Origin of the sequence: Flavipsychrobacter stenotrophus, assembly GCF_002954265.1 — a bacterium.
In the GTDB taxonomy this organism is placed as follows: domain Bacteria; phylum Bacteroidota; class Bacteroidia; order Chitinophagales; family Chitinophagaceae; genus Flavipsychrobacter; species Flavipsychrobacter stenotrophus.
Genome location: NZ_PPSL01000001.1, coordinates 861,682 through 888,137, shown reverse-complemented (window position 1 = coordinate 888,137; position 26,456 = coordinate 861,682). Strand labels below are relative to the sequence as shown.

General features: G+C 41.4%; 23 protein-coding genes. 8 read left to right on the top strand and 15 right to left on the bottom strand.

Features of this window, described 5'->3' with window-relative positions; translation table 11 throughout:
- Positions 1-70 precede the first annotated feature (70 nt).
- Complete coding sequence (locus CJD36_RS04035; RefSeq protein WP_105037808.1) at positions 71-907, bottom strand: CvfB family protein; 837 nt, start codon at positions 905-907, stop codon at positions 71-73.
- Positions 908-1,000: 93 nt separating this feature from the next.
- On the opposite strand from CJD36_RS04035, the gene CJD36_RS04030 reads away from it, so the two are divergent.
- Positions 1,001-2,224 carry a DUF763 domain-containing protein gene (locus CJD36_RS04030; RefSeq protein WP_105038056.1) on the top strand — a complete coding sequence of 408 codons (1,224 nt, stop codon included), beginning with the start codon at positions 1,001-1,003 and terminating at the stop codon, positions 2,222-2,224.
- Positions 2,225-2,292: 68 nt separating this feature from the next.
- Here CJD36_RS04030 and CJD36_RS04025 read toward each other — a convergent pair whose 3' ends face one another.
- Positions 2,293-2,535 carry a cold-shock protein gene (locus CJD36_RS04025; protein WP_394337880.1) on the bottom strand — a complete coding sequence of 81 codons (243 nt, stop codon included), beginning with the start codon at positions 2,533-2,535 and terminating at the stop codon, positions 2,293-2,295.
- A 226-nt stretch (positions 2,536-2,761) separates the two neighbouring features.
- On the opposite strand from CJD36_RS04025, the gene CJD36_RS04020 reads away from it, so the two are divergent.
- Positions 2,762-3,079, top strand: coding sequence for a hypothetical protein (locus tag CJD36_RS04020; RefSeq protein ID WP_105037806.1), 318 nt, complete (start codon positions 2,762-2,764; stop codon positions 3,077-3,079).
- 4 nt (positions 3,080-3,083) lie between these two features.
- Here the strand turns inward: CJD36_RS04020 and CJD36_RS04015 are convergent, their stop codons facing one another.
- A complete protein-coding gene (locus tag CJD36_RS04015; RefSeq protein WP_161499201.1) occupies positions 3,084-3,647 on the bottom strand; it encodes a GNAT family N-acetyltransferase in 564 nt (187 codons plus the stop codon).
- Between the two features lie 58 nt (positions 3,648-3,705).
- Positions 3,706-4,779: a nucleotide-binding protein gene (locus CJD36_RS04010; RefSeq protein WP_161499200.1), complete on the bottom strand. Its 1,074-nt coding sequence runs from the start codon at positions 4,777-4,779 to the stop codon at positions 3,706-3,708.
- A 140-nt stretch (positions 4,780-4,919) separates the two neighbouring features.
- Between CJD36_RS04010 and CJD36_RS04005 the strand changes: the two genes are divergently transcribed.
- The 4 genes from CJD36_RS04005 to CJD36_RS03990 all read left to right on the top strand — a co-directional run bounded on the left by CJD36_RS04005 (position 4,920) and on the right by CJD36_RS03990 (position 8,988).
- The gene (locus CJD36_RS04005; RefSeq protein ID WP_105037803.1) at positions 4,920-5,978 is read left to right on the top strand and encodes a serine hydrolase domain-containing protein; all 1,059 of its coding nucleotides are present in this window, start codon (positions 4,920-4,922) and stop codon (positions 5,976-5,978) included.
- Between the two features lie 143 nt (positions 5,979-6,121).
- Positions 6,122-6,577 carry a 5-(carboxyamino)imidazole ribonucleotide mutase gene (gene purE, locus CJD36_RS04000; RefSeq protein WP_105037802.1) on the top strand — a complete coding sequence of 152 codons (456 nt, stop codon included), beginning with the start codon at positions 6,122-6,124 and terminating at the stop codon, positions 6,575-6,577.
- A gap of 86 nt (positions 6,578-6,663) precedes the next feature.
- Positions 6,664-7,683: a PhoH family protein gene (locus CJD36_RS03995; RefSeq protein WP_105037801.1), complete on the top strand. Its 1,020-nt coding sequence runs from the start codon at positions 6,664-6,666 to the stop codon at positions 7,681-7,683.
- A 342-nt stretch (positions 7,684-8,025) separates the two neighbouring features.
- Positions 8,026-8,988, top strand: coding sequence for a hypothetical protein (locus CJD36_RS03990; RefSeq protein ID WP_105037800.1), 963 nt, complete (start codon positions 8,026-8,028; stop codon positions 8,986-8,988).
- A 147-nt stretch (positions 8,989-9,135) separates the two neighbouring features.
- Here CJD36_RS03990 and CJD36_RS03985 read toward each other — a convergent pair whose 3' ends face one another.
- Complete coding sequence (locus CJD36_RS03985; RefSeq protein ID WP_105037799.1) at positions 9,136-9,519, bottom strand: SET domain-containing protein-lysine N-methyltransferase; 384 nt, start codon at positions 9,517-9,519, stop codon at positions 9,136-9,138.
- Positions 9,520-9,724: 205 nt separating this feature from the next.
- On the opposite strand from CJD36_RS03985, the gene dinB reads away from it, so the two are divergent.
- Positions 9,725-10,831 carry a DNA polymerase IV gene (gene dinB, locus CJD36_RS03980; protein WP_105037798.1) on the top strand — a complete coding sequence of 369 codons (1,107 nt, stop codon included), beginning with the start codon at positions 9,725-9,727 and terminating at the stop codon, positions 10,829-10,831.
- Positions 10,832-10,833: 2 nt separating this feature from the next.
- Here dinB and CJD36_RS03975 read toward each other — a convergent pair whose 3' ends face one another.
- From CJD36_RS03975 to CJD36_RS03955, 5 genes are all read right to left on the bottom strand, one after another.
- Positions 10,834-11,904, bottom strand: coding sequence for a hypothetical protein (locus CJD36_RS03975; protein ID WP_105037797.1), 1,071 nt, complete (start codon positions 11,902-11,904; stop codon positions 10,834-10,836).
- Positions 11,905-11,994: 90 nt separating this feature from the next.
- Complete coding sequence (gene bcp / locus CJD36_RS03970) at positions 11,995-12,456, bottom strand: thioredoxin-dependent thiol peroxidase (protein WP_105037796.1); 462 nt, start codon at positions 12,454-12,456, stop codon at positions 11,995-11,997.
- Positions 12,457-12,459: 3 nt separating this feature from the next.
- The gene (locus CJD36_RS03965) at positions 12,460-14,184 is read right to left on the bottom strand and encodes a M23 family metallopeptidase (protein ID WP_105037795.1); all 1,725 of its coding nucleotides are present in this window, start codon (positions 14,182-14,184) and stop codon (positions 12,460-12,462) included.
- A gap of 101 nt (positions 14,185-14,285) precedes the next feature.
- Positions 14,286-15,035, bottom strand: a complete 750-nt coding sequence (locus tag CJD36_RS03960; RefSeq protein ID WP_105037794.1) for a LytR/AlgR family response regulator transcription factor — start codon at positions 15,033-15,035, stop codon at positions 14,286-14,288.
- Entirely contained in the window at positions 15,035-17,998 is a 2,964-nt protein-coding gene (locus CJD36_RS03955) for a sensor histidine kinase (protein ID WP_117601787.1), read from the bottom strand. The genes CJD36_RS03960 and CJD36_RS03955 overlap by 1 nt, the downstream gene beginning before the upstream one ends.
- A 233-nt stretch (positions 17,999-18,231) precedes the next feature.
- On the opposite strand from CJD36_RS03955, the gene CJD36_RS03950 reads away from it, so the two are divergent.
- Positions 18,232-19,008 carry a murein L,D-transpeptidase catalytic domain family protein gene (locus CJD36_RS03950; protein ID WP_105037792.1) on the top strand — a complete coding sequence of 259 codons (777 nt, stop codon included), beginning with the start codon at positions 18,232-18,234 and terminating at the stop codon, positions 19,006-19,008.
- Positions 19,009-19,152: 144 nt separating this feature from the next.
- Here CJD36_RS03950 and CJD36_RS03945 read toward each other — a convergent pair whose 3' ends face one another.
- The 5 genes from CJD36_RS03945 to CJD36_RS03925 form a co-directional block, all read right to left on the bottom strand.
- On the bottom strand, positions 19,153-21,078 hold the full coding sequence (locus CJD36_RS03945) for a PKD domain-containing protein (protein WP_105037791.1): 1,926 nt from the start codon (positions 21,076-21,078) through the stop codon (positions 19,153-19,155).
- A 347-nt stretch (positions 21,079-21,425) separates the two neighbouring features.
- The gene (locus CJD36_RS03940) at positions 21,426-23,351 is read right to left on the bottom strand and encodes a PKD domain-containing protein (protein WP_105037790.1); all 1,926 of its coding nucleotides are present in this window, start codon (positions 23,349-23,351) and stop codon (positions 21,426-21,428) included.
- Positions 23,351-24,151, bottom strand: coding sequence for an alpha/beta fold hydrolase (locus CJD36_RS03935; protein WP_105037789.1), 801 nt, complete (start codon positions 24,149-24,151; stop codon positions 23,351-23,353). The genes CJD36_RS03940 and CJD36_RS03935 overlap by 1 nt, the downstream gene beginning before the upstream one ends.
- A complete protein-coding gene (locus tag CJD36_RS03930; protein WP_105037788.1) occupies positions 24,144-25,427 on the bottom strand; it encodes an Lnb N-terminal periplasmic domain-containing protein in 1,284 nt (427 codons plus the stop codon). The genes CJD36_RS03935 and CJD36_RS03930 overlap by 8 nt, the downstream gene beginning before the upstream one ends.
- A 63-nt stretch (positions 25,428-25,490) precedes the next feature.
- On the bottom strand, positions 25,491-26,348 hold the full coding sequence (locus tag CJD36_RS03925; protein ID WP_105037787.1) for a sigma-70 family RNA polymerase sigma factor: 858 nt from the start codon (positions 26,346-26,348) through the stop codon (positions 25,491-25,493).
- Positions 26,349-26,456: the final 108 nt, after the last annotated feature.

Here is a 26,456-nt window from a genome sequence, read left to right as displayed (position 1 = left end):
CCGGTTTTTATGATAATTTAATGATTTAAGCATAAAGATTTAAATCAATATAATCATCATTTTTGTGGAATTACTCTTCGATCAGTTTAACGCCGGTCTGTGTGAATTCTATGCGTCGTTTCTTGTATAATGCACCCAATGTCATCTTGAAGGTTTTTTTACTTACTCCAAAGAATGCATATATGGCTTCAGGATCAGATTTGTCGTTATATGGCAGGTAGCCGCTATTCTCTTTCAAAAGATCTAATATCCTGCTCTCTTCGGCATTTACCTTTTCATATCCTTTTGTACCCAGCGATACATCGATCTTACTATCGGGGCGAATGTGCTTAATATACCCCCTGGCCTTTGCGCCTATCTCCAGATCCTGAAACACTTCATTGAAGTGCAGCACGCCAAGGTGCTTACTATTTATGATTACCTTATAGCCAATGTCTGTTTTCAGGAACACTACCAGGTCTACTGTTTCATTTTCAGCAACAGTGAGGTCGTTATTACTTAAAAAACGATCTATCTTTTCAGTAGCAGTTACGCGCCCTGTCTTCTCATCTATAAATAAATACACAAAGTACTTATTGCCCACCTGCATTCTCGATACCATTTGAGACACAGGAAGGAAAACATCCTTCATAATGCCCCATTTCATGAATGCGCCATTGCTATTGATGTCTACAGTTTCCATCATCAGTATATCCCCAACCTCACCAACGGGTTTGGTGGTAGTAGCAGTAAGTCTTTGCTCATTATCATGATAAACGAATACAGTTATCTCGTCGTCTGGTTTCAGACCATCGGGTACGTATCTTTTAGGTAACAAAATTTCTTCACCTTCGCCACCATCCAGGTACATGCCAAAACTTACTTCTTTAACTACTTTAAGGGTATTATACTTACCTACGTTAACCATATTTACTGCTTATCGGTGCAAAATACGATAATTTGACTTATCGGTGAATATGTGGGATTCTTAATGAAGGCTGGTTTCGCTAACTTGCACTACATGGGTCGATCGTATGCAGATATGCCGTTGCACTATGGCCAGGTACCTGCATGGCTCTATACCCGCATGAGTACTCTGGGTGTTGCCATTACTGAGGCAATAGTAATGGAATATGGACGTGGAGCATTCCTGCAGCGATTAAGTGATCCTTTCTGGTTTCAGGCTTTGGGTTGTGTATTGGGTATGGACTGGCATTCTTCAGGCATCACCACATCTGTAATGGGCGCATTAAAGCGTTCGGTAAACGAGCGATCATCAGACCTGGGCATTTATATATGCGGTGGTAAGGGCAAATATTCGCGGGAAACACCCTCAGAATTAATGAACATAGCCAACAAAACCGGAATGGATGGCGACCTACTAGTACGTAGTAGTAAGCTATCGGCTAAGGTAGATAATACTGCAATTCAGGATGGATTTCAATTATACTTACATTCCTTTATACTTAGTAAAGATGGTGACTGGGCTGTGGTACAGCAGGGTATGAATGGCGCAGCCGGCACTGCGCGCAGGTATCATTGGTGTTCAACCGAATTTAATTCGTTTGTTGAAGAGCCACATACGTTTATCTATGGCCCCAATCAAGGGCAGATCATCAATGTGACTGATAAAAATGCTGCAGGCACACGTAAAGGTATGCTGGAGTTGGTAAAGGAATCGCCTGAGAAATTATTGACGGAGGTGAAGCGGCTTATAATGCCCGGCCACCATGATGTGCGTGCAGAAGATATAGACCTGAAGCGATTAGGTAGTGTGCTGGCAGTAGCGCATGAAAAAGAAAACCTGGATATGGAAAGCCTGCTGCTGTTAGAAGGGGTGGGGCCCCGCACGTTGCAGTCGTTGGTACTGGTTAGCGAGATCATACATGGCACATCATCCAGGTTTACAGACCCTGCCCGTTTCTCTTTTGCTCATGGTGGCAAGGATGGGCATCCGTTCCCTGTTCCCACAATGGTTTATGATGAATCGATAAAAGTGCTGGAGTCGGCAATTACAAAGGCGAAACTGGGCAACAGAGAAAAGAACGAAGCCATTAAAAACCTCTCTAAAGCAACCATGCGACTGGAGCAAGATTTTATTCCCAATGAGAATTTTAATAAGCTGATAGAGAAGGAAACAGATGAATGGTGGAGATATGGTGGTATGACCGTTATGGGGCCTGCAAAGCGACCTGCTGGCAACAAAAAATCAAAAGGAAATGACAACCAACTGTCGCTATTCTAAGTAGAGTAGGGGCATAAAAAAAGACGTGGGTTACACGTCTTACAATGAGTGGTGTGCTGTAAGTTATATTAAGCTAATCTAACGTTTACTGCATTTAAACCCTTCTTACCATTCTGGACTTCGAAAGAGACATTGTCTTTCTCGCGTATTTTGTCTAAAAGACCTGATACGTGTACAAAAATGTCCGGACCTCCGTTTGACGGTGTAATGAAACCAAATCCCTTAGTTTCATTAAAAAATTTTACTGTACCTTCTTGCATTGTAAATATGTATAAAAAATTAGCAATAACCAAAGCTACTAATTTTTTCAAAAAAAGATAACTTTATACACTTTTTTTTCTGACATATGGAATGACTTGTTAACAGACCGTTTAGGAAAGCTTTGTTGTTATCTGCGAATAAATTCTACTGTTATCTAATTTGTTAATTGACTATCTTTATTCAACAAATATGTCATATTTTTGAGGTGCTCCCTCAATGATACTTATTGCAGTTATTAGAAAAATTAGTTGTTGTGGCTTGTTAGATTCTTTCACCATGGAATTTTCAGAGCTTTCGGCTTACGAAAAGGAAATAATTAATAAAATCCTTCCGCTTTTTCATTCGGACGGGACAAGCATGCCGTTACACATTTGCATCGTTAATATTATTTACTCCGATAATGTTTCTTTGCTGGACAATAATAAACTGTCTCATAGGGCAGTTGGTGAAATTGTTGCCAATGTAACTCAAAATGTAATAGATTTCCTGAAAGAAAACCACTTTATCAGCAAGCGAGCAGATGGTAGTTATACAAAAGAGGAAAAAGGAGAAGATCTAGCTAAGGCAGGTAGTATTGAAGACTACCTTGGTTAGTTGTTTAAGCATTATTTACCATCCAGTCATTTACCACTAGGGCATACATATTCATATTCTGGTATTCACCATTCCATAGTACCCATTGCCTTAGAAGTCCCTCATGAGTAAAGCCATACTTTAGCAAAACCCGCTCCGATGGTATATTGCCCGGCCTTATTTCTGCATCGACCCTCCTCAATTCTAACTCTTTAAAACCAAATCTAAGCACCTCCTTCAATGCTTCAGAAACATAGCCCTTGTTCCAATATTCCGGTAGTATCGCATACGCCAACACGCCTCTGTGTTTATCGGTAATGTTATAGAAGCCAATAGTACCTATAATATTTGTTGCACCTTTTAGTTGAATAGCCCATCTTATGCCTGTTTTGTCTGCATACATTTTCCTGAATCGGTCGACTACCTTTTCCATATCGTTTACCTGTGTTGCAGGCATAACATTGAAGAACCTTGATACACGGGTATCGGTTACTAATTGAAAAAGATCGGGGGTGTGCGAAGAGGTTACTTCAATGAGGTCAAGGCGCTCGGTATGTAGTACGGGAAAGCTGTCAAAGGCATGAGGCATGGCATTCGTATTTTCGATAATCATAGAACGGTAATGCTTACTCTTACTCAAACTTTAATTACCCACTTTTTACTTTATTTGCCAGATCATTGAAAATCTCATTTATCCGTTCGGATTTAGGTGGCATTTCAAAAGTTAGAATGATTTCTATCAATACATTTTTTGCAATATTATCTTCTGAAAAGCCGTCAATTAATAGCTGTGGTAATTTATAAAATTCACTAATAATGCTATATGACCAACCTTTCATTAATTCTTTTATTTCCTGAAATTCCTTTGGTACTTTAATTGACTGAAGTTCTACCTCCCAAGATAATAGCTCCTTGCAAAGCACGTAAATCTTATCAACAACAGCTTTTATCTCAAAAATATTGCCCGGAACTCCTGGGTCTCCAAATGATCTCATTAACTCGATTTCATATAATTTGGTAGATATTTCAAAGATTCTTCCGAAATCAGCTAAAGACCTTAAAAACCAATCGTTGGATTCCTTTAAGTTATAAATTGTAATTTTTTTGAAAATATATTCTTTCATTACCTCATCATATCCACGCATAATTTCTTCCATACGAGATTGTAATAATGCTGCGCATAGATGCATTTCCCAACACGCTTTCTTTTCATATGCAATTTGCTTGGCTTTTTTGCTTTCATGTGCAAGGTCAACTAAATTTTGAAAAGTAAAATCTTTTAGCTTTTGACGTACTTGATTGCAAAAAGGTCCCAAAGCTGCAAGGAAATTACCATCTTCTCTATTGTTATCATATCTCCCTGGATTTACTCCGAGTAAATCCGTTGGGAGATGTAAGCTATCTACATCGCTTGGCAAGACAAAGAATACTCTCTCCTTACCTAATCTTCCGATAAATAAGCCTAATTCGAAAATTACATTATCTCTGACTATGTTATATTTTTCTCCTCTTATTTGTGCAAAATCATCTGGCTTAAAAACGAAAACACCAAAATCAAATTGGTCTAAAGAGTTTATCAAATCATGTAAAGAATTACCTGATAACTGAAAAACACCCTGAGTCCAAATTGTTGGTGTCGAATCATGTGAAAGATTTTCTTGTATTGCATGGGCAATATCTAAACCTTCGACAGATGATCCAATAAAAATTCGTGGTTTCATATTACTAATCTTGGTTCGAAGGTATAGTTTTATCATTATTTTCTTAAGGACAAAACCGCAAAGGGAGCTAAAATATAAGATACAAATTATACTAGTTGAATTTACGTGTCATTGTTATTTTTGGTGAATTATTTCTTACCATGAAATCATTTCTGCTATTTTTTATTTGTATAGTCGTTTTTCACCCCGCTCAAAGCCGCAACAACACCCGATTTGCAGATAGTATAAGGGTGGCTTATAATGTACCGGAACTGGCATATGCGGTTATTTCGTCGGATAGTATAATGGAGATGCATGTCTCTGGTGTTACTAAGATCAACACCTCTCGTGCTGCCGGTATCACTGACCGGTTCAGGATAGGGTCTAATACAAAAACTATTACGGCTTTTATTGCAGCGGAGCTGGTGAAGCAGGGAAAGATAAAATGGACAACGAAGTTCTTTGATCTCTATCCTGAGTTAAAGAATGTCAGTAAGAAGGAATATTACAATACGACCTTACTTCAGTTGTTATCATTCCGCTCATCGCTGATGAGCTGGACATACACAAATGATGCGCCGACATTGATCAACCTAGCCGACAATGAAGAACAACAACGCTACCAATTCATACAATGGGCACTACAACAGCCACCGATAAAGAGAGACAAGGGATTTGGATTCAGCAATCCCGGCTATGTGGCCGCGGGCCTTATGCTGGAAAGGGCATCAGGGAAGGGCTACAAACAAATTATCGCGGAACTGGGGAAAAAACTGGATATAGACTTTGGTTTTAGCGCACCGAATATGCTTGATACACTACAGCCATGGGGACACAACGCTCATCTGGAACCTGAAGCGCCGGCAGATAATTATAAACTCAACTGGTTATTGCCTGCTGGCAATATTAATGTTACATTACCGGACTATGCAAAGTTCATTCAGCTGCAATTGAAAGGCCTTAGGGGTCAATCTATATTACTATCAAAGAAGGAATTTGAATATCTGCATTTCGGGCTGCCGGAGTTTGCAGTGGGGTGGTTCTGGCGAGAAGAGGATGGCCATAAGCTGTCTTACCACACCGGTAATCCCGGAACATTTCTGTCGCAAGTGTTCATTGATAGAGATAAGAACAGAGCCTATATATTGTTTGCGAATGCACAAACTGATAAGACCAGTGAGGCATTTGAAATCCTGTTGAGCAGGCTAACCGGATCATGACGAAGCTCTATTGGGTGCCACTTGATAATTTACAACTCCTAACAAATTATAAACAAAAAGTTATGCAGATTGGTGGATAAGTATACTATTTTTTGTTTCATGCTATGTAATAATTTCACCCGAAACATATATCTCATTTTTTTATGAAAGTAATGATCATCATGGGGTCTCAGACCGACGACAGCGTAATGCAGGAATGCAGCAAATGGCTCAACTGGTTTGGTATTGAAAACACAATGGTTGTAGCATCTGCCCACCGTAACCCCGATAAAGTAAGGGAATTAATGGTAACTGCCCGTGAAAACGGTTTTGGTGCAATAGTAGCTGCAGCAGGTATGGCCGCTGCTTTGCCTGGTGTATGCGCAGCTTATACATCTTTACCGGTGTTGGGTGTGCCGTTGGAAGGTGGTTTGCCAGGTGGTATCGATGCTTTGTATAGCATTGTACAGATGCCTGCCGGCTTGCCTGTAGGCACGCTTGCAGTAGGTAAAGCAGGTGCACGTAATGCAGCAGTAATGTGTGCAAGAATGTTCGCACTTTCTAACGATACAATGGCAAAGAAACTGGAGGAATTCAAAGCCAATGAATACCGCATCTAACAGCTTTGTTAAAAGGTAACGTAGTGATAATAAACCCTGTTGGCACACGTTTCGTATATTTATTAACGAACTAAAAAAACTGCACCTTGACTGAAGCTATCATAAACCTCGAGACAGTTAATCCCATTGAATTTTTCGGGATCAACAACAGTAAGTTTGAAATATTGAAACGCAGATTCCCTCTGCTGAAACTCTTATCAAGAGGCACTCAGATCAAGATATCGGGTCAGCCGGATGAGGTTAATGCAGCACAAGCCAAAATAGGGCAGGTGATACAGTTTCTGGAACGCAATGGCCATATGTCAGAAAATTATTTTTCTAAGATACTGGGAGATGAAGAAAGCGAAGGTGGCCCGGCTGAAGAAGTTGTAGCTAATGACATTTTGGTTTTCGGCCCTAACGGTAAGGTAGTACGTGCCAAAACAGCCAATCAGAAGCTAATGGCTGCTGCCAGTGAAAAAAATGATATCATATTCGCTATTGGCCCGGCAGGTACCGGCAAGACATACACAGCGGTGGCATTGGCAGTGCGGGCGTTGAAGAATAAAGCGGTACGTAAGATCATTCTAACCCGTCCTGCGGTTGAGGCCGGTGAAAATCTAGGCTTTCTGCCCGGTGATCTGAAAGAAAAGATCGACCCTTACCTGCGTCCACTTTACGATGCTTTGGATGATATGATACCAAGCGATAAGCTGAACTATTATATGACCAACCGCATTATAGAGATAGCGCCACTGGCTTATATGCGCGGTCGTACGCTGGATAATGCGTTTATCATATTAGATGAAGCGCAGAATACTACCGACCTGCAGATAAAGATGTTCCTTACCCGTATAGGCCCATCGGCCAAGGCAGTAATAACAGGAGATATGACACAGGTGGATCTGCCGAAGAACCAAAAATCAGGTTTAATAAAAGCTTCTAAGATCCTCCGCAATATTGATGGTATAGCCTACATACAACTTGATGAAGCCGATGTGGTGCGTCATCGATTGGTTAAGGCAATTATACGCGCCTATGATAAGGCACAGGAACAGGAAGATGAAGCGGAGGAAAAGAGGAAGAATCACAAATTTGAGCCTACTCCGCAGCAGGATAAGCCATAAAAGGTTAATGTTATTATAACAGAAACAGCCTCTTGATTATCGTCAGGAGGCTGTTTCTATGTCGATTCAGTTCAAACTGGGATCCATATTGTTTTTTCTCCTTTCATTCGTACCTAATTTTCGCTAATAAATTACTTACAATCAATATTTTCGGTACAAGTACAAAACATGCAGATTATTATACGCCTATTTTTTGGGAAATGTGCTAGACCAATACATTCTCTCTAAGTGCATTAAAGCGACGCATATAGTTAATATTTACCTAAAATTAATGTAAAACGCAATTGAATATTAAGCTTTAAAACGCACGACTGTTATCTTACCGATTCATTTTTGACTACTATGGAAAATGTAATATTAGGTGCCAATGCAATTGAACTACATTATTGGTTCGATGATGAGACACATTCAATGGATGCACTGATACAGCATAAATGTGAAGCCCAAATTTTAAGTATTATAAAGACTATAAGCAAAACCTTTGAAGTAGATATAGCAATCGAAACAGAGCCCTTATCAAACGGAGGTTTAAAGTGTTGGTTCAAAGTAGTAAATAAGACAGAAGGGAAAAACGCAACAATAACAGTCGCTATAATTATTAGTTTACTTACTACTATAATAATAACGCCAGTAGGTAGTTCATTGACGAAAATTTTGGAGAAGTTAATAGAGGCAAAATTTGAAGATAAAGAATTGAAGGAATTAGAAAAGGAAAAAAATCGCCAAGAGATTGAAAACCTAAAAGCTGATACTAAGCAAAAAACGGAAAGGTTATCAAACAACACTGTCGTTGTAAAGAAGCGTTCAGATTTTTATGAAACACTGGAAAGCTACCCCAAAGTAATTAAAGTTTCGTTTGAAATACAAAATGATAAAAAAGAAAAAGTAGCACCAGAATATTTTATTACCAGGCAACAATTTTCAGGTTATGTACTTGCATCAGATGCCTTACCTGAAGTTTCTATTGATGATGCGACAATTGAAATTATTTCACCAGTCCTTAAAAAAGGAAATTATAAATGGCGCGGAATTTATAATGGTGAGGTTCATTCATTCAATATGAAATCAAATGAATTTAAATCATTAGTCCAAACGAGGCAGATAGAATTTAAAAATGGATCTGCAATCAAATGTGCCTTGGAACTTCAAATGGCTTTAAATAGCGAAGGTCATAAAGAAGTTAGGGAATATAGCATTATCAGAGTAAACGAATATTTTGAAAATGATGTGCCAGTTGAAACGCCCGAAGGCAGGTCGTATAAACAGAAAGTAGCTGCTGAAAAAAATCAGCTAAAACTATTTTAGGAACCTTTTTTAACTAAAGTCTCGCCTAATGCCCAAATTCTTTCTTTTGTAGCAATACTATGTTTTATTAAATAGTTGAAACGAATACTGAAAATAACAGAGCTACTTTAGAACGTGGTGAACTGCATCCATGGCGCAACTGGGATGTTATTTCTTAAACTTCTCGTCGTAGTAAGGACCGTAGTTGATAAAGATCTCTTCGCCCTTAGCGATAGGCCTTAGTGCGGTAATGCACAGTTCGTTATTGAACTCAGGCATGCCCTCATATTCTGCCAATTCATACATGGCATTAGGTACAATATTGTGGTTATAGATAGAGCCATAACCCAGTGCCAGCATTGACGCCCTGCCGGTGTAGTCAAAGATATAGTGCATGAGGAGGGTCTTGCTTATATGGGCATCATCCTTTTTATCAAAAATGAGAATAGGACAATTCTCTATTACTTCACCTTCTTTAATAGCAGCAGATGCGAATACACCTCTACCGGCACCCGGCAACCCTGATTGTCCTACATAAATTTTCATTGCCATACTAAACTATGATTCGTGTTTTTAAAGATTGTAATGATGCGGTTATAGCACCAAACGGAGCGCAAGATAAAATTTATTAATTTACATCAGCAATATTTTAGTAGAAAGTCTTAAGTAGAAGGTAGAATGCTGTTGTTACTCAATAGCGGATAGCGGATAGTGGATAGTGGATAGTAGATAGTAGATAGTAGATAGTAGATAGTAGATGGAACAGGAACCCGATATCAAACAGCGTAAGATCATCCACATTGATATGGATGCATTTTATGCGTCTGTTGAGCAGAGGGACAATGCTGATCTCAGGGGCAAGCCTATAGTTGTTGGTGGTTCGCCCGAAGGCAGGGGTGGGGTAGTAGCCACGGCAAGCTATGAAGCACGAAAATTCGGCATCCGCTCGGCAATGCCATCTAAGAGAGCTTTACAGTTATGTCCCCATGTGTTGTTTGTCAGGCCGAGGTTTGCAGCATACAAAGAAGTGTCGCAATGTATAAGGGAAATATTCAGCAGATACACTGATCTTATAGAACCGCTGTCGCTGGACGAAGCCTATCTTGACGTTTCTGAAGACAAGCAAAACATAGGATCGGCTATAGAAATAGCAAGAAGGATAAAACAGGCTATCAAAGATGAATTAAACCTCACAGCTTCAGCCGGCGTATCTATCAATAAGTTTGTAGCTAAAATAGCCTCAGACCTTAATAAGCCGGATGGACTAACTTTCATTAGTCCGGCCCAGATAGAACAATTTATGGAGGAGCTACCTGTAGAAAAGTTCTTTGGAGTAGGACAGGTAACCGCAGCCAAGATGAAGAACATGGGCTTGCATACCGGCGCCGATCTGAAGCGACTAACAGAACAGGAATTAACTCATCGGTTTGGGAAAGTGGGAGGGTTCTATTACAAGATAGTAAGAGGTATAGATAACCGGCAGGTGCAGCCGCACAGGGAGACAAAATCTATGGGGGCAGAAGATACATTTCCTTATGATCTTACTACTATAGACGAAATGAGTGCTGAGCTGCAGAAAATAGCCGGAAATTTAGCCAACAGCCTGTTGCGGCATCAGCTGAAAGGTAGAACCATAACGCTTAAAGTAAAGTACAGCGATTTCAAGCAAATAACCCGAAGCCTGTCTTTTGCCAGTCCCGTTGCTGATCACGAAACACTGTTCGATACTGCGGTCGACCTGCTGGTAAAGAGCGACATCACGGATAAGAAAGTAAGATTACTTGGGATATCAATGTCGAACTTTGGTGAGCATAAACCAGTAGTAATGAAGGGCAATAGTGTGCAGTTGGAGTTGTTCCCGTAACGTTAGTTTTTCTTTGCCTTTACAATATTATAACGGGTGCGGGTATGTAGGAGCTTGTACCTGTTATTTTCAAAATGGTACAATTTTGTGATACTAAAACCAAAGCTGTCAGCCGAACCTGTTCTGTGATAAACCTCATCAGGCACATCAACTGCGGTATCGAAACGGGATTCGCTGATAAAAACCTCGCGGCAAAAATTGCCCTCGGTTATTGTCTTCAGGTCGCTGAATGGGAGTTGGTCTTTCTGCCTTTCCACTGCTGTTTCCCAATTATTGCACGGAGAACTCATATATCTAGATGAAGATGTATTGAGTACTTCTTTGAACTGTCCTTCAACGGGCGCATATATGATCAGGTTTCCCCACCCGGGGCCACCGGGGTTGTAACACTCTGTACGAATCTCGACACCATAGTTGTTCACTCCCAGCTTTATAGGAGCAATATCATGTGGGAGGTGCTGATAGGTGCCCAGGCAACCCGCAAACAGGGTAAAGTGGGTAAGCCTCCATTTGTTGTCGTATAGCTTAAATAACGCAAGGCTCATGTCTGCGCCTTTGCAGTTACCCATGTACATTTCGTTCAGGTAGCTGATGTCATTCGTCTGGAAGGCTATCAGCACGTTGCGTCGCCCACTGTCGTCTTTAAAGTACTTAACCTTAAATACTTCAGTAAGGTTACCTTCTTTACGGGGAAATAAGTGTGGGTACTCGTCATCTGCTTTACTAACAGGACAATCTTTACACCGCCAGATAGCTATGCCTTCACCAACGTATGGATGCTTCTCATCGTCATGAACGTCATAGTGATTGCCCGGAAATAGCTTGAATAAAGCTTCCTCGTCATTAAAGGGGTTTTTACACTCCAATCCCAGCACTCCAAATTTATCAGCTGTAGCACGGGGTACAAAATAATTGGGGGCGGTCCATATCGAGTCAACGGTATTAAACTCATTAAAGCTTCGCCTGCTGGAATGGTCAAACTGATATGTCTTTTTCTTTCGTGTCTGCGCGGTAGAGTCTGCCAGAAACAGTAGCAGGGTGGTTAAAACAATTGCACCTATGGGGTACCTCATAAAAGAAGCTTATGCACATAAAGTTATGTGGTTATTCCTTCAAATGTTGAATGAATAACCACACTAAACAATAACATGTACTGTACATACCTAAACGCCCCAAACCTCAATTATCTGCTGAGCATGCTCCTTGCTTTTTACCTTTTCTATTACGTGAGCGATCTTCCCTTTTTCATTGATAAGAAAAGTTGTACGCAATACGCCCATATAAGTAACGCCGAACATTTTTTTCTGTGCCCAAACACCGTAGGCCTCAATTATTTTCTTATCGGCATCTACCAGAAGAGGGAAGGTGAGTGAATGCTTGGTCTCAAACTTTTTATGGCTTTTAGCATCATCAGGACTAACTCCCAGAATTGCAATTCCTTTTTCTTTCAATACTGCAAAATTATCTCTCAGGTTACATGCCTCAACGGTACACGTTGGAGTACTGTCTTGCGGATAAAAGTAAAGTGCTACCTTCTGCCCCTTAAAATCCTTTAGTGAAACCTTATTGCCGTCCTGATCTATTGTAGTGAATGCTGGTGCGGTATCTCCCGGTTGTAGTGTCATAAATTATCTTGTAAATGTTAGTTTGTACGAGCTTGAATTGCCATTCTCATCATCGGCCTTAAGCACAAACGTATGCTTGCCTTTGCTGCAATGCTCATCAAATTTATAGAAGAAAGCGCTACCGTGCTGCTCTACGCATACCCACTTATCGTCTATATAGCCATTAAATGTTTTTACCGATGTTGTTGCATCTTTTACAGTAAATAATATCTGTTTGGCCTTACTCATTATCGCGCCCTCTTTCTGTGCGCTCTTGATTACCGGCGGCACAGTATCTATAGCCAGCCAATAGGTACCAAAGTTGCGCACCGCAGCCTTATACCAGCCGTTATCATCTGTCTTTGCAGCTCTGCCATCTTCATCTTTACCATCTGTATACATGAGCACCACTTTACTCCTAAGCGCAAATGGGATAAGCTTGTTAGGCTTTATCATCAAGTCGAAGTTGTGATGAAGGGGTACGTAAGAATAGTGGATCGCAAACTTGTCAGATAACCCATCTCCTGATTTTCTATTGAGCACAAAATGTATGTCGTCATACAGTTGTCTTTCATCAAGGGTAAATGATATATCGTTGTCCTTGTAGCTGTTTACTTTATTTACCGCAAACAAGGTGCCGGCAGTATTTACAGACTGTGCTGCAGTAGGCCTGGTCGATCTTATATAAAACGGCACTCTTGTTTCATTATTCCTGTCATCAGCCAACACTATTTCAATCTTGTGGGCTTTACCATCACTTATGTCGAGCCTTCCTTTACTCCCGTTCAGGTTACTAAAGATCCCATTCAACTGATTGCCCGGTAATTGAAACAGACTTTGCACCCATTTCTTATAGAGTTCTTTTGTTCTATAGTCGGCATAAGCGTTTATATAACGTGTCTCATCGTAGCCAATATCATCAAGGGTTACCTGCACCTGTAGTTTGTCATCCATATAAAGTTTTGCAGTGTAGAAGGTAAGGCTATTGTCACTGCCATTCATAAAGTCGTCGGCATTGATACCAATACCTATCATGCCGGGCAGCGGACCTGTAAATGTGTCCAGCAAGCCTTTTACAGGCCTGGCCACAATATTGTTGTTGGTAACTTTAATGAAGAGGGGAGTCGACTCATAAATATTGCCGGTGTCTATAGCTATTTCTCTTATTATGGGGGCAATGTTGTCAACTATGGTCAACCCGAACAACTCGGGGTTCAGCGGATGTTCAGTTTTGCTATTCCTTATCTCAAAATGCAGGTGTGGCGCAGTTGATGCACCTGTATTGCCCGACCAGGCTATCTGATCTCCTTTTTTTACCGGGAACTGTGATGGAGTCAATTGCAGGTCCACATCCCACCGTTGCTTTTCATACTGCTTATCTTTTACGTACTTCTGTATGGCAGGACTGAAGTTATTCAGATGCGCGTACAGGGTAGTGTAGCCATTTGGATGTGTAATGTAGAGTCCGTGACCAAACCCACCTTTTTCCATTTTTATTCTTGATACATAACCGTCGCCGGCTGCGTGGACGGGCTCATTTTCTTCACCTTTTGTTTTTATGTCTATTCCGCTATGAAAGTGACCAGGCCTGCATTCGCCAAAATTGCCGGCCAGGAATATTGGGATGTCCAACGGGTTTCTAAAGTAGTCTTGCGGATAATCGGGTTTATTTACCGCACCACTTTTCTGCGCAATGGCAAAGGATGGCAGCAACAACAAAATTGGGGATATTGTTTTGAATATGTTCATGATCTCTAATTGTTGTTATACACAACAGCTTGTACGATTTATTTATTATTGTCTCCTAACTAAACTGATTACCCGAACCGGGAGTATTGACTATCTGCTACTTAAAGCAGCTTTGCCTGTATATTATTAAACCTATTGAGAAAGTCCTCTCTCGCACCACGCGAAAGTGGGATCTCTATTTTATTAGACATAATAATGATGCCCGGTGCTTCATACCTCACTACACAATTAAGATTAATAATGTAGGACCGGTGTACATTGCAAAACGGCAAGCCATCCATCAGGTAGTTGAACTTGCCAATATTGTTTGAACTCAACAGCTCTCCTGCCTTGGTGACCACCTTGGTATAATTAGTAACTGCCTCAAGGTATATGATATCATTAAAATCAAAGTAGTTTACTCCCTTGCCATTTGGTATGCCAATTTTTGAATTTGCCAATTGTACAGGCGCACTGGTATTGTGCCTAGCATTTTTTTTGTTTTTTATGCGATCTATGGCTTTATCCACTGCTGTGCTCAACTCTTTATCGCCAACAGGTTTAATGATATAACCGGTTGCAGAATACTTGAAAGCTTCCAGTGCGTACTCTGTATAGGCGGTAACAAAAATGATCTCCATTTCATGTCCGGGTAGTACTTTAAGTATGTCCATACCATTCTTGCCACCAATAGATATATCCAGGAAGAGGATATCGGCCTTAATTACTCTCAGTGCATCAAGGCCCTCCTTCCAGGAGGTGTATGTGCCAATTATCTCTATGTTGTTGTACAGACCTTTTATGCTCTCGGTGAGCAACCCAATAGCATACTCTTCATCGTCTATGATAATACAGGAAAAAGTCTTAAACATCAGGATAGTGATTTAATTCTCAGTTGAACAATAGTGCCGGTCGATGGAAATTGCTTATCAATATACTCAATTTCTATCTTCATCTTTTCATATTTATTGAATATATCTATCAGATCTTTAATAAGTTCATTGCCATAAGATTCTTCTTTAATAAAGTGATCCTCGTCTTGCTTTTTGGGTTGTAATCTTCCCACGCCATCATCCTCAATACTGCATATGAGCATACCAGTTTCGTCGTTCAACTTAAATTGTATTAAGAGATTGCCTTTCTCCGTTTTGGGCATAAGCCCGTGATTGATGGCGTTTTCAACAATGGGCTGCAACAATAACGATGGAATGTTAGTATTTGTTTTGACCGTTGTGTCAACAATTATACTAAAGTCGAATTTATTTTTAAACCGGGCCTGTTGCAGTTCTATATAATTGGTAAGGTTTTTCACCTCCTCTCCAATAGTCACTAATCTGTTTCTGGATGACTTGATATATGAACGAAGCAGATGGGAGAACTTGTAGATGTGATTATAAGCATCATCCAACTTTCCAGTCTTTATAAAATAGAGGGCTGCGGTCAATGAGTTAAATATAAAATGCGGGTTGATTTGTGAGTAGACCGACTTTAGTTCCAGTTCCAGTTTTGCATTTTTCTGTGCTTCATTTTTGGTGACTATTCGCTTGGTAACTGTAACAATAAAATAGATAGCACCTATTAAAAGAAAGAAACCGCTTAGCCATAATACCCGCTGTATTGTTGTCTTTTCATACCACTCAGGTACTGCGTAAATTACTATATCTATTACATTGCTGCGCCATTGCTTATCATTGGCCACTATGCTAAGGGTATAATATCTACCGGGTATCATCTTGGGCAAGAGCAATTCATCATTGTCCAGTTCTACCCATGCAGTTTGTTCTCCCTTTAATCGATACCGATATTTTACTGTGCCGTACCCGCTTGGGTTTATGACATCAAATACCAGCTTACGATACTTCTTTTGCAGATTTAGTGTGTCATTGATGCCTACGCCACTTACATATCCGTTGTAGGATACAGTCATTTTATGATCAAGAAAAGTCGTTTTAATACTGCTATCGTAATTCCCGAAATCGGGTAGTGGTATACTAAAGATGCCTTTGTCCGTTTTAAGTAGCACCATGTTACCCGACACGTGCAGATTATATACAAACTTGTACTGCATACCCTTTGAATTGGGGTATAGCACCGGCGATGAAAATTTGCCGGGACCTTCAATTTTACTGAACAAAATACCAAACGCGTCACTGGCGATTATCAGATCACGATGCAGGTATATCTTTGCATTATCAAGAATGTAGTTATCAAACAGGCTATGATATGGCTTAAGTAAATCCGTGAGGTATATAAGCCTGTCATTTTCCTGGATAAATATGTTTCCATACTTATTTTCAATGATTATTTTCTTTATATTGTTGATCGTTCTCTTTTCAAGTGCAGCCCTATCTATGGTATATAATATCTTATTGTCTTTAAATAGTAATATTCGCCTATTGTTATATACCGCAAACATCTGTCTTAGAGAATCATAGGCAATACCGTCGTACCTGTTCTGCTCTACGCGATAGGTTGATAATTTGTCGCCATCAATAGTGGTTTTTGTGAACCCTTTGATGTTAGATATTGCCAACATGCTGGTTTTGTCATACACAATTGCATCCCTGCCACCGCCAATGCCCAATTCGGTAGCATCGAGCGAGTTGTTGTCAATTATATAGGTGTGCAGCTTATTTAAAAGTATGGACCGGCTGTCGTCGAAAGGAACAATTTTAGAGGCCTCCATGATGTGTGTGTCTTTTTCTTTCACCACAGCACCATTTACAATCTTGTATAATGTACCTGTTCCCTCATTATACCAAAAACCTACGCTGTCTGAAACACGGCCAAGGAATTTCGCGTCATCCATATCTGCGATCTTCTTATGAAAAAAGGTATCATTATGATTTAAGAAGATCACCCCCTGCGCATTAGTAGCAAATATTCGGTGCCAGAATGAATCATTTAGTTCAAATGTAATTTTATTTCTGTTTGACCTATCTATACCGGTGTCAATTGCTATTTTGTTGACAACACGTGCTGCACTGTCAAAGTAGAAGATATTATGATCGGTGATGGCTGTAATTCTTGTTATTGATCCGCCTATTAATTTAATATTGCCTGTACTATCTAATATTTGCCTTCTGTAGGTCTGATCGGCAGGGTCAAGTATTTCAAGGTAATTTTTATTGTATTCGTATGAAAAAAAACACCTCCCGATAGTTCCATACCTTGCTTCGTGTATATGAGCTAACAGATCTGTTATATTACCGTCATAATTCTTCACCTTTCCAATTACAGTGGCTGTTACTCCCTTTTCAGTTACTTCCAGCGAGTAAAAGTTTCCGTCACTGCCAAAAGTGATCAACCTGTTGTTCTTGTCAAGTGTTATTACTTCACCATATTTTGTTATTTTCTGAGTATAGACAACACTGTCGTTACGGATAAAGCAAAATAGCTGTTCCGGTCGGTTGGTAAACGAGGTAATGAATGCAATACCGCCCTTGTAGTCATAAATACCGTGAGGGTAAAATACACCCATATCGGGTGGCGTTACCACCTTATGCGCTACATTGTTATATATGTAAGTAAGATTATCACTTATGGAGAAGAGCCACATCCTGCCTTTTTTATCTTCAAAAAGATTCCAGGTGTCTTTATTAATGAAGCCTTTATTTAAATCGAAGGTGGTAAGATTATAGCCATTATATTTCACCACACCTTTATCGGTTGCTATCCATAGGTACCCCAGGTGGTCTACACTAAGGTTATAAACATTATTTGACGGAAGATCGTTATATATATTTATTTTGAAACGAGATGATTCTTGTCCCTTGCTGCCAGCAATGAACAAAAAACATAAAGTAAATAATATGTAGGTGGATTTCCAGGCCAAAAACGAAGGTTATAAGTAAGTGTATTCAATACAAATTTACTCATTTAGGCAGGTAAATGGTATATAACGGTCAAAGATTTACTGCTGTAATCACAGCAGTTTATGAAAACTCTGGTGGTATTACCAGAAGTTAAGTTAGGGTTAAAAAGAGCTATAATATTTTTCTAAATAGATTATACGGCTATCTTTGCTTGCATTCAGCATTTACATAAATAAAAACAAATATAAGATCAATGAGGAAATTGTGTCTGTGGGTAGGTTTGTTTATAGTAGCAGCTTTGTCAACTAATGTAGTTGCTGCGGGGGAGAACGGGGGAATTAACGAAGAAGTAAGGGTGCAAGAGTACTTCCACTCGATTTACGATCATATAGATTTTACAAATTCTGCAAAACTCTCTTACGAGGTTTTTGCCAATGCCTATAAGGGTTATCTGAACCTTAAATATGCGGGTCTGCTCAATACCGGCAAAGAGATCATCTCAATCTGCGATTTTAATCTTCCATCATCAGAAAAAAGGTTATGGGTTATAGATATTGTCTCGGGTAAAGTGCTATTCAATACATTGGTGGCGCATGGCATGGGATCGGGTGAGGAGTATGCGCAATCATTTTCCAACGACGAGAATTCGCACCAGAGCAGCCTGGGTTTTTATGTAACCGGCACTACCTACAATGGCGAGCACGGTATTTCTCTTCGCCTTAATGGCATGGATAATGGCTTTAACGATGCCGCACTCAGCAGGGGTATTGTGGTACATGGTGCCGGATATGTAAGCGAAAGATATATTGCAGGTAATTCAAAACTGGGCCGTAGCTGGGGTTGTCCTGCTGTTTCTGATAAGTTGAAATTACCTATCATTAAGGCTATTCAAGGTGGTACTTGTCTGTTTATCTCTCATTCAGACAACTATTATCAGCGCACTGCGTACTGGTTGAATAAGAAGTTGGAGCATCTTCCTGAAAATGCGGTTATGGCTAATATCAACTTCATGGAAGTTTTGAGGCCGTAAGAGAGAATCGCTTAATCAGACATCCGATACCTTCGGCATCGTTTCGAAATTGCTATCCGATTTTGCTATATACATCTGATACCTTCGGCATCAAAATATGACATACTCTTGTAAGTAAGGTACTTGCTGTTAGGTAGGTTGTTATTACTTCACTAAAGTCACATCGCCCCGCATATTGCCTTCTTTGCCATACCTGTCTATATAGCCAATGTGCCAGTAGTATGTCCCCATGTCGGCTTGTTTGTGATCATAGGTGCCATCCCATCCCTCTTTTATATTTTGGCCAAAATATACTTGTTCCCCATATCGGTTGAATACTCTGAAGAAATTAATTGACCTGTAACCAATAGCAATAGGGCGAAAAATGTCATTCAGTCCATCGCCATTTGGTGAGAAGCCGGTGGGCACAAAAAATGCTGCCTGATCAACTACCCACACATCCATGCTGTCTATGCCTATGCAGCCATAGGCGCTTCTTACTTTCACGGTGTAGTGGTATACGCCCGTGTCGGGGAAATAGCCTTCGGCGTTGCCCTGGCTGAATTTTGATAAGTAGATGGGCGGCGTCCATTCGTATTCTACGCCACCAGTGGCATTCAGCACAATTGTTTCACCTTTCACAATTATGGTATCATTACCGGCATTGGGTTTGAATATTTCCACCACTATCTGGTGTACTGTAGTATCCACGCAGTTCTTTTGGTTGCCGGCTACGAGTGTCACGTTGTAAGTGCCGCCGTTCACATAGGTGTGAGTAGGGTTTTGGCGTAATGCTGTATCGCCATCCCCAAAGTTCCAATCCCATGTATTTATATTGCCTGTGGTACTCACTGTTTGGTCGATAAACGAAAGCTCAGTACCCGGACAATGCTTGCCGGTATCATCGAAGGCGGTAAAGAATACAGGAAATATTTTCACCTTTTTCTGTATACTATCCGCACATGGCGTACCGGGATTGGCCACCAGCTTTACGGTATAAATGCCCGTGTCGGGGTAGGTATAGGTAGGCTGAAAGACACTTGATGTGTCAGTAAAAATACCTGCCACTCCAAAATCCCACAGCCAGGTATTGCCGCCCTTGCTCGTATTCACAAAGTCTATGTTGTGGTTGGTACAGTTGATCTTGTATATAGCAGGATCATTAGTAAAGTAGGGCATATCTGCTACCACAGCCTTAGAGCAATCGGTTACCACGAACTGGAACTCCCTGTGAATAGTATTGATGAGCACGCCATGTCGCCACTCACTGCAACATACGGTTACCAAGTAGCGACCCATGCGCAATGGAGTAGCAGTGATAATGCCTGAAACAGGGTCTATAGCCAGTGGCGGACTACCAGTGAGTGGATTGTAATAAGAATAAGGTGGATGCTTGTACGCTACGCTCTTGTATGGAGGAGGATCGGGAACGGCATTATCATCCAGTCCATTGGGCGCATCATAAGAGTCGCAAAGCATGTAGCTAAGGGAATCACCATCCACATCGGTAGCGGAGTTGTTATAGAACAGCGGTGTATTTACGCAAATGATCTCGGGCGGGAAATTGTTGAATACTGCACTGGTGTTAGTTGGTACAGTAAGATCAGAGGGTATCTCACAGAAGTAGGTAGCTCCTGTATAATCTGCATTGAGGATATTGATCACATCACCATTGCGGCAGCAACGCTGGTACGCCACTGTATACTTTTTATGATTGCGCGGCAGCATGAAGGTGATATTAAACGTCTTGGTCTGCACGCACATTGCCGGGGGATTGGTAATACAGGCTATATCATAATTAGGCGGTATCTTAACCGAAGTGGCATATTGCGCGGAGTCGAAATAGATCCTGGTGCTGTCCTCATCATATACCACAAAATAGGCCGGGTTATCCCTGTTTATAGCCTCGGGCGAGCCATGCAGGCAGTCTTCATATATGGTAAGCGAGATGCGGTAATTATTGCCACCGGCAACGCTATTGAGAAACTTATAGGTCATCTCGCCACCTATTATATGAGAGGCAAGCGCAGGGTAACTTACTGCCAGTAACAGCAGCAGAGTAGATATGATGGTGCTACAATGCCTACGCATATATAAGAAGGGTATTATATCAAGTTAAAAGTCAAAAGTTAAAACCCCAAAGTGGTAGAACTATATTCTGTTTAGCTCAACACATGATTACTTTTTAACTTGTAGCCTTTTCACTAAGTTACTACATAAACGAATAACAGGTAATAATATTATGTGGAGGTGGGGACTTGAAAATATAATTTCTCCGGGTGACTTTTGGTAGAGACGCATAATTGCGTCTCTAAAGCGGCTGGGTAAATCAGGCACCAATTGTTAGATTTGTAGACGCAATTATGCGTCTCTACCAGAGATTTATATATCTGTACCTACAGATGGTCTTACGACTTATGACTTACAAATTACGACTGCTATTTCACTAACGTCACATCCCCCTTCAGATAAGCCTCTTTACCGAAGCGATCTATGTAGCCTATCTGCCAGTAGTAGGTGCCGATGTCGCACTGGCGGCGCTCGAAAGTGCCATCCCAACCGTCGGTGATGTCATGCCCGAAATATACCTGCTGGCCCCACCTGTTGTATACTCTGAAGAAACTTATAGAGCGATAACCGACGGCTACCGGCCTGAAAATATCGTTCTTGCCATCTCCATTAGGAGTAAATGCCGTAGGCAAAAAGAAGGCTGCCTGGTTTACCACCCACACCTGAATAGTGTCATACCCCTCACAACCATAGGCGCTGGTTACCCTGAGCGTATAGTTGAATATGCCGGTATCGGGGTATACGCCAAGTGGATTACTGATGGTAGGATTATCTAAATAAATAGGCGGCGACCATAGGTAATTATTGCCTCCCGTGGCATTGAACTGCACACTTTCTCCCTTTACGATGATGGTATCATTTCCCGCCGATGGCTTAAAATTTTCTATCAGCACCTGCCGTACAAATGTGTCTACACAGTTCTTAATGTTCTGCGATATCAGCATTACATTGTAAGTGCCCCCTGAAACAAAGGTATGTATCGGGTTCTGATCAGATGAGAAGCTACCATCACCAAAGTTCCATGTCCAGTTGGTAATGGGTTTTATTGTCGTTGCCGATTTATCGGTGAAATAGATGGGTAGACCGGGGCATTGCGTGCCGCTGTCGGAATACGCCGTGTGAAATTTAGGGAACACTTTTACGAATCTGCTTATACTATCTGGGCAGGTAGAATTAGGATTGACCACCAGTTTCACCGTATACACTCCGGTATCGGGGTAAGTATAGGTGGGTTGCGCCAGGTTGCTTGTATCGTCAGTACGCGTTAGAACGCCAAAATCCCAGTGATAAGAGAATCCGCCCGTACTGCAGTTCACAAAATTCACATCAAAACTATCGCACTCTACTATATACGTGTTTACATCGGTTGAATACTGGGGGATACAGGCCACCACCACCTTAGAACAGTCGGTCACCACAAACTGGAACTCTCTTTTCAGCGTGTTGATCATTTTCCCATTGCGCCACTCATGGCAACAAACAGTAACCAGGTAGCGGCCCAAACGATTAGGAGTACCGGTAATGATACCCGTATGGGGGTCTATCTGCAAAACCGGAAAGGCAGTGAATGGGGTAGTAGCTGAATAGGGTGGCGTACGGTAATTCACATTGGCATATGGCGGTGGCAATGGAATAGGCTTTACTGAATCTGAACTTGCGCCCTCTACCGCAGTGCAAAATTCATAACTCAATGAATCACCGTCCACATCAAAAGCAGAGTTGTCGTAGTACAACGGATTATTGATGCAGATGATCTGCGGAGGAAAATTATTAAACACCGCACTGTTATTGGTTGGGGCAAGATACCGCGGCGGAATGGTGCAAAAATAGGTAGCGCCCTTACTTCCGGGGTCTTCTATATTCGCTATCTGTCCGTTGCGGCAGCACCTTTGGTAAGAGATCACATAACCACTATCATTAAACGGCAGTGTGAATACCTTCCTGAATGTTTTCCTCAGCAGGCATACCTGGGGTATATTGCTTACGCAGGCATTGGTAAAGTTGGCAGGTACATTTACAGAGGTGTCGAATCTTACATCTACATCAAGCGCCACCCTGAAGCCTGTCTGCAGACTATATGCTGCCAGGTATGCCGGGTTGTCCATAGATATGGCATCGGGCTGGCCGTTCTGGCAATCTTCATAAATGGCCAGGGTGATCAGATACCTGTTACCTCCGGCAGTAGCGCCAAGGAATTGATAAGTTACTTCGCCCCCCACAATATGCGATGCCATTGCACGGGTTCCGGGCAACAACAATAAAAGGAGCAATATCTTATAAACCCATCTCTTCATTATTGGCTATAGCAATAGTCTAAAAATTCTTTAATGTCTTTTTGTAGCTGAGCAGGTGCCTCCACCATACTCATGTGGCCACAGTCTTTATAGTAAGACGTAAAATTTACGGCAGACATGTGGGTAAGGGGCATTAATTTTTTCGCGGGGATCAGTGCGTCTTTAGCACCAATAATCCATTGCACCGGAAACGAGGATTTAGCTAACACACTCTTCCGCTCTTTGCGTTCCATCATGGCTGCATAGAAATTAATGACCGCCTCTTTGCTCATTATCAATGCATTATCTACTTGTTCCGCAACGGCTGCCTGATTTGTTTTTACAAATTCCTCAGCGAACAAGCCAGGCACCATTGTTTTTAGAAAGGCATCTTTGCCGCCCTTATTTACTATATCTATTACTTTCTTCCTGGTTTCTTTCTTCTCCTCGTCATCGGCAAATGGCGTAGAGTGGACCAATGTAAGCCCCGCCACATATTGCGGATATAGGTCTGCAAAGGCAAATGCAACATAACCACCCATTGAGTGTCCGATAACCACAGCCTGTTCAACTTGCTCGCTATCCAATATCATTTTTACAGCTTCCGCCATCTGCGCAATACTTATCGGTCCTGTCAGTTGGCTTTCGCCGGCACCGGGCAGATCAGGAATGAGTAGGGTATAAAACGCTGCCAGATGATCCCAGATATTGCGCCAAAGCGTTCCGCTTTCGGGAAAGCCATGCAGCAATACCGCAACTGGTCCGGCACCCATTTTACGATAAAAAACCTTAGAGGAAAAAGATGTCGTGATCTCAGGCATTAGCTGCTGCTGCGTTTATTTTACTATTTCTATAAATCGTGCCATAAATGTACAGCAAAGCCAGCAATAAAGGCATGAACTCCACCATTATCAGCTGTTGTATACGGAAGATATGCAGCAGAATAGTGGCGAAAATGAAGATCATCGCCACTAATGCATATGCACTCCTGCGCTTCATACTGCCAAAGGCTATGATCACATTGGTAGGCAGGCACCAGAGTATATTGAAGTTATTACCACAGCCCTGATGATTGGTAGCAAACCACATTACTAATATAAGGATGCCCAACAAGCCTGTTATCAGCAATAATGACAAACTCATAATCTTACCCAGCACCCGTAATCTCTTTATGGTCAGTCCGCCGATAGTTAGCACAGCAATACTGCACGTAAGCACCAAAGGTCCGCTCAGGTTATTGGGTTTAGCAGGGCCGCCCGGCAGCAATATCGTTGGCTTTTCTGCTATTTTGTTGGTAGACATCGGAGCTCTGTCGGCAGGAGCAACAGTTTCCATCCCTTTTGTGAATTGAGGATAGTAGCTTATGGTTGCACCTTCTATTCCTTTCAGCAGGTAATCTGGCAGGAACATAATGTCCTTATCTGTCATTACCTTATCTATTCTGCTGCCCAGCAAAATGTTGATACCAAAGCGCTCCCACTTGGTAGCATAGAAGTAATCGTTAATGATATCGCGGAAGGTAACCTTTGAATCAGCAGGCAAGATCTTACCAAACTTAAAGTCTTTACCCATTGTCTCGGGAAACAGATCTCTTATTCTGGTCGCGCAGTTATCATAAAAGAAATCATACTTGTAAGCTCTGTTCTCCGGCTCTGCATTCCAGTCGAGGTAAGACACAAATGCTTTCTTCTGCGAATCGGTCATTACTAATACCTGCTCGGTAACACTTCTTTTCCGCTCTATATACTCTGGCAGAAAATCCTTGAAAGGGTAGACTGACAGATAGTACAGGAGCTTACCCTGCATAAACTTCAACTCAAAATTCTCTTCAAAGCCATTGAACGTACCATAATTATACACCATATCGGTATGCTCAGCGCTATCAATTACTCTTATTGCCGTATGCCCGAATACTTCATACACCTCATCATAGCCGGGGCCGCAGGTTACAAGGCTTACCCTCATTCCCAGTTGGCTGGCTTCTGTCTTCCATGGACCATATTGCCCCATATAAACAGAATCGTTTTTTTGCGCGGAGGCCAAAAATGCCCCAATAGAAAACATGGAGAGCAGCAGGCAGAATATGTATTTGTTCATGTATGAAAAAGAATTAAGGCCCCGATATACGGAGCCTTAAAAGTATGAAATGTTTGATTGTTATTAGCCCAGGTACACTTTCAGCGCATTGCTGTAACGCGCTTTCTGCAAACGCTTGATAGCACGTTCCTTGATCTGACGGATACGCTCTTTGGTAAGATCGTACTTTTCGCCTATCTCTTCAATGCTCGGACCATGATCGCCTTCCAGTCCAAAGTAAGCCGAAAGTATTTCAGCTTCCCTTACACTCAATGACTTCAGTATACGACGGATCTCATTACGCAATGAATCCTTCATTACATCATCATCCGTATCGCTGCTACCTTCTAGCAGATCGCCCATAGCCACATCTTCTGCTTCATGCACAGGTGCATCAAGCGATGTGTGACGGGTATTGCTGGTGAAGATATTGGTCACTTCTGTTTCGCTCATGTCAAGGATACCTGCCAATTCTTCAGTTGAAGGTTCGCGCTCGTTTTCCTGTTCAAAAGCTATAAATGCCTTATTGGCCTTATTATAAGTACCTATCTTATTCTGTGGCAGACGTACAAGACGACCCTGCTCAGCCAATGCCTGCAGGATAGACTGACGGATCCACCATACGGCATAAGAGATAAATTTAAAACCCTTGGTCTCATCAAAACGTTGTGCTGCTTTGATCAGACCGAGATTACCTTCATTGATAAGGTCACTTAACGACAACCCCTGGTGCTGGTACTGCTTGGCAACAGAAACCACAAACCTCAGGTTCGATTTAACTAATTTTTCCAGTGCTCTTTGGTCACCCATGTGAATCTTCTGGGCAAGTGTAGTTTCCTCCTCCGGGGTGATCATTGAGATCTTACTGATCTCCTGAAGGTACTTTTCTACTGCTTGTGAATCCCTGTTGGTAATCTGGGTGGCAATTTTCAGCTGCCTCATATTAACTCCTTAGTTTTAGTATACAATTATTATTAACGTAGAACTTCGTAAAAACGTTTGCATTTTCCACAAAATATCTCTCAATATTATACGCACAAAATACGTTCC